The sequence below is a fragment of the Streptococcus sp. HMSC034E03 genome (assembly GCF_001811505.1).
Classification (GTDB): domain Bacteria; phylum Bacillota; class Bacilli; order Lactobacillales; family Streptococcaceae; genus Streptococcus.
Genome location: NZ_KV804930.1, coordinates 1 through 2,193 on the forward strand (window position 1 = coordinate 1; position 2,193 = coordinate 2,193).

Genomic DNA, 2,193 nt, shown 5'->3' on the forward strand with positions numbered 1-2,193 from the left:
GGGAATGTATTTCAATACTACACAAATGAGCAACTTATGGTTGATTTGAATAGTAGCGAAAAGACGATTATCAAATTCAAAAAAGAATTGAAGGATGTTGGACTGTTAAAAGAAGTTAGACAAGGGAATAACCTACCTAACAGAATCTATATAAGTGCCGTTGATGGTACTGTAAATAGTACAGTTTCGGAACTGGAAATTTTACAGACAAACAAGACTGATAATAACGAGATAGATAATAACAATAATAAATTGTCGATTTGTAAAGAAATTATCTCGTATTTGAATCTTAAAGCAAAAAAGAATTTCAAGGTAAATACAGCTAGCCATCATAAATTTATCAAGGCAAGGCTAAAAGAAGGATATGCCCTTGAAGATTTTAAAAAGGTTGTGGACATCATGGTCGCTAAGTGGAAAGGTACAGAGTATGAACAGTATCTGCAACCACAAACGCTTTTCGGTAATAAGATGGACAATTATCTAAATCAACCGATGCCAAAACGTTCTACTATTTTGACCAGTACGGTTGACGAAAGGCTGGGATTTTAGATGAAGCAGTTTAAACAATTTAGAACTAGAACGGTTCTTGATGATGTCTGTGAAATTCATGGATGCCATCTTTGGTCTGTTAAGATTCCTATTAAGGGCAAGATTGAGGAAATCAGTCAATGTCCTGAATGTGAGAAGGAGAACATTAGACTCTTTGAAAAGCAGTTGAACATGGAAGCTGAGGTCAAGAGTAAGCTCTCAGATACTTACGAGGTCTTTTCTCGCGATAGCATCGTTTCAAGTAAGCTGGCAAGCAAGTCACTACATGACTATGAGATTCGTGTGGATATTGATGAAAAGGCTGTGAATTTTGTGAAGCGGTTGGAGCGCTGCTACGTTAAAGGTGAGACTGGCAATGCTATCATCACTGGTCCTTCTGGTGTTGGTAAGAGTCATCTGACCTATGGATTAGCTCGGTTTCTCAATGAGCAATTTAAGTCTTATGATGAACCTAAAAGCGTGCTTTTTGTATCAGTAGTGACTTTATTTGATAAGATTCGAGAAAGCTTTGAGTTTGACAATGGCTATTCAGAAGCGAAGATGGTCAAGCTATTGTCTGAGGTTGATTTCCTTTTCTTGGATGACCTTGGGAAAGAGAGTCGAAAAGCTGATACAAAGCGAAACGAATGGGCACATCAGATATTATTCAAGATCTTGGATAATCGGACAAATACGATTATCAATACAAATCTGTCTAGTGAAGAAATTAAGGAGCTTTACTCGGACGATTTTGGGAATGGTGCTTTATCAAGTCGTATCTTTGAGGGAGCAACAGGCAGATGCTTTGTGTATCCGTCTGGGATGAAGGATAGGAGGTATTGATGTCCGATATCAGAATATTAGATGCGTGTTGTGGATCTCGTATGTTTTGGTTTGATAAACAAGAACCACATACGACATACATGGATAGACGTGAAGAAGAATTTGAAATTCACAAAAAGAAAATCAATGTAAAACCAGATATTGTTGCAGATTTTCGAGATATGCCATTTGATGACGAAACATTTAATCTTGTTGTATTTGACCCACCTCACCTTCTATGGGCTGGTCAGAAATCATTCATGCGTGCTCAATACGGAAAACTAGATTTACTGACTTGGAGGTTAGATTTACAACAAGGTTTTGAAGAATGTTTTAGAGTCTTGAAAACAGGTGGAACACTTATTTTCAAGTGGTCTGATGCTCAAGTAAATGTTAAAGAAATTTTGGAATTGGTTCCGCATCAACCACTTTTCGGACAACAGCGTGGAACGACTCACTGGATGGCTTTTATGAAATTTTAGGAGGTATTGATGTTAAATCTTTACTTCGTCTACAACGGGCACTGCAAGTTTTTTCTTGGAAGTTTTAACAATGTGGATGAACTTATCGAACGGATGAAAGACCATCAATGGGCTTTCTCAGGTATTACCAGACCAAAATTCAAGAAACACATCGGAAAAGACGATGTACGTTTTGATTATGGTGCGATAGATTGCTACTATTTAGCGACTAAACCAACGTGCCGCGAACCACGTTAAAAGCGAGCTAGGAATGTGTCAGTAAAGGTCATGTGACCTTGGACGAGCGGCTGCCCGTATTTAGCCAAACTCACAAAGGCAGTCGCATTTTTTTGGAAAATGATATGAATGAAATCAAAGAAAA

General features: G+C 37.9%; 4 protein-coding genes. All 4 read left to right on the forward strand.

Features of this window, described 5'->3' with window-relative positions; translation table 11 throughout:
• Window positions 1–549 (forward strand): conserved phage C-terminal domain-containing protein (locus tag HMPREF2805_RS00305; RefSeq protein ID WP_075230966.1); only part of this gene is annotated, 549 nt, incomplete at its 5' end.
• Window positions 550–1,371: an ATP-binding protein gene (locus tag HMPREF2805_RS00310; RefSeq protein ID WP_075230967.1), complete on the forward strand. Its 822-nt coding sequence runs from the start codon at window positions 550–552 to the stop codon at window positions 1,369–1,371.
• Window positions 1,371–1,832: a class I SAM-dependent methyltransferase gene (locus tag HMPREF2805_RS00315; RefSeq protein ID WP_075230968.1), complete on the forward strand. Its 462-nt coding sequence runs from the start codon at window positions 1,371–1,373 to the stop codon at window positions 1,830–1,832. The genes HMPREF2805_RS00310 and HMPREF2805_RS00315 overlap by 1 nt, the downstream gene beginning before the upstream one ends.
• Window positions 1,833–1,841: 9 nt before the next feature.
• Window positions 1,842–2,069: a hypothetical protein gene (locus HMPREF2805_RS00320; protein WP_075230969.1), complete on the forward strand. Its 228-nt coding sequence runs from the start codon at window positions 1,842–1,844 to the stop codon at window positions 2,067–2,069.
• Window positions 2,070–2,193 lie beyond the last annotated feature (124 nt).

What these genes read in the sequence shown, in the direction of transcription:
- HMPREF2805_RS00310 (WP_075230967.1), top strand. Translation starts at nt 550, where the DNA reads ATGAAGCAGTTTAAACAATTTAGAACTAGAACGGTTCTTGATGATGTC.
- HMPREF2805_RS00315 (WP_075230968.1), top strand. Translation starts at nt 1,371, where the DNA reads ATGTCCGATATCAGAATATTAGATGCGTGTTGTGGATCTCGTATGTTT.
- HMPREF2805_RS00320 (WP_075230969.1), top strand. Translation starts at nt 1,842, where the DNA reads ATGTTAAATCTTTACTTCGTCTACAACGGGCACTGCAAGTTTTTTCTT.